The sequence below is a fragment of the Streptomyces sp. NPDC048664 genome (assembly GCF_040650555.1).
In the GTDB taxonomy this organism is placed as follows: domain Bacteria; phylum Actinomycetota; class Actinomycetes; order Streptomycetales; family Streptomycetaceae; genus Streptomyces.
In genome coordinates this window covers 1-1,809 of sequence record NZ_JBEZHK010000069.1, presented here as the reverse complement: position 1 = coordinate 1,809, position 1,809 = coordinate 1, and the positions used below count along the sequence as shown (strand labels likewise).

At 70.6% G+C, this 1,809-nt stretch carries 3 protein-coding genes; 2 read left to right on the top strand and 1 reads right to left on the bottom strand.

Going from position 1 to position 1,809, the window contains the following annotated elements; translation table 11 throughout:
* Nucleotides 1–122 precede the first annotated feature (122 nt).
* Entirely contained in the window at nt 123–653 is a 531-nt protein-coding gene (locus AB0C59_RS34795) for a pep a2 (RefSeq protein ID WP_363011870.1), read from the bottom strand.
* Between the two features lie 325 nt (nt 654–978).
* Here AB0C59_RS34795 and AB0C59_RS34790 point away from each other — a divergent pair, with 325 nt between their 5' ends.
* Together AB0C59_RS34790 and AB0C59_RS34785 are read left to right on the top strand one after the other, a co-directional pair.
* Complete coding sequence (locus AB0C59_RS34790; RefSeq protein ID WP_363011868.1) at nt 979–1,233, top strand: DUF5133 domain-containing protein; 255 nt, start codon at nt 979–981, stop codon at nt 1,231–1,233.
* 113 nt (nt 1,234–1,346) lie between these two features.
* On the top strand, nt 1,347–1,809 hold a 463-nt coding region (locus AB0C59_RS34785), incomplete at its 3' end, for a maltotransferase domain-containing protein (RefSeq protein WP_363011866.1).

Below are 1,809 nucleotides of genomic sequence, written 5' to 3'. Positions count from 1 at the left end.
CAGTTGGTGGCTCAACGCCTCGTCCGGAATCCACGCCTCGTCAAGCACTACAACGTATCGCCTGAAGACGTGAAGGCCGACACCCAGGAGCCGCCGGCCGCACCCGTCCCGGTGGTCGTTCGTCAGGCGGGTGCCATGGCCTCCTGGTGCCGCCCGGCCGTCACGGTCTCCCGTTCCCGTGCCGTGGCGTCCGCGGTCAGCGGCAGCGCGCGGGGCAGGGGGCGCGTCTCGCGCAGGCTCGGCGCGGGCGCCGTGGGGGCGAGCAGGGCGTGGTCGCCCGCCCGCGCCCGCTGCGAGAACCAGATGATCTTTCCGCCGGTGCCGGTCGCGCAGCACCCCCAGCCGTTGCTCAGCGCGGCGATCCGCGCCAGGCAGCCGGCCGGGGCGTAGTGCGGGCGGATGTCCCGCTCGCTGTCCTGGACCGCGGTGATCAGATGCTGGCCGTTCCACCACATCTCGATGGTGGCGTTCTTGTCGGCCGCGTGCGCGTCGATGCCGTGCAGCAGCGCGTCCAGGCACTGGCAGAAGGGCTCGACGAGCATCTCCAGGTCCCAGGACCGCAGATGGGCGGCCAGGACGCGCTTGACCTGCCCGATCCGGTCCGGGCTGAGTTCCACGTCGAGGTGGTGGTAGCAGGGTGCTGCGGTCTTCATCGTCGTTGGCTCCTCACCGGCGAAGCTCTCGCTCCTCATGGCCCTCATGGACCGAGCCCCGAACACGAAGCGTGAGCACTCATCGCTTCTGAGTAAGTCCAAGCGTGCGGGCGCTACTCCATTCGTGCAACACGAGGCGCGTCCGCCCCAGCGGTTGAATTCCGAACAGGACGCTGCGTGCCGTACCGTGCACCATGAGTGAAGGTCTCGATCGCCGCGCCGGAACGACCCCCTTCCGCGCACGGCCTTCGCGCACCGTCCGGACCGCGACCCGCGATCCTCCGGAGCCGTGCTCCAGCGAAGAGGTTGGGAGGTGACCCGTGCGATGTTGCTACCCGCCAGAGCCGAGGTCGCCAGGCATCTTTCGCAGTACCGGGCGTGGGAACGCCTGATGCTCGCGTCCCCCGACAACCGGTCGGTGCGCGGCAACTTCGAGAACACGGGCTACACCCTGTGCGTCCTGATGGGCAAGCGCTGCGCGCGCGAGGCCGTCGACGCCGCCGAGATGTACCTGAACTCCCTCGGGCCCCGCGAGCGAGCCGCGCTCGACGCCTGGCCCACGCCGTCGGCGAACGCCTAGCCGGACGCACCCGGACGCCGTACGGAGCGCTGCACCCACGATCGGAGACCGAGAAAACCCGAGAGCCGGCGGTGTCGACCGGGGCTCGCATGGCGGCCGAGGAGGCGAAGCCCATGGAACTGAAGGCCGTGCGCCGGGACGTGACGGTGCCCGTGGCCGGGGGCGTGAGGCCCACGATCGGCCGCATCCCGATCCTGGACGTCCGTCCGGTGGTCGACCGCGGCAGGCGCCCGGCGAAGGCGGTCGAGGGGGAGACCTTCCAGGTGACGGCCACGATCTTCGCCGAGGGCCACGGCGACATCGGTGCGAACGTCGTCCTCAGGGATCCCGAGGGCCGTCCCGGCCCCTGGATCCCGATGCGTGAACTGGAGCCGGGCTCGGACCGCTGGGGCGCCGAGGTGACACCGGTGTCCACCGGTCGGTGGACCTACACGGTGGAGGCATGGAGCGATCCGATCGCGACGTGGCGACGTCACGCCCGGATCAAGATCCCGGCCGGCATCGACACGGAGCTCGTGCTGTTGGAGGGTGCGGAGTTGTTGGAGCGTGCGGTGGTGGGGGTGCCGGAGGGGTCGG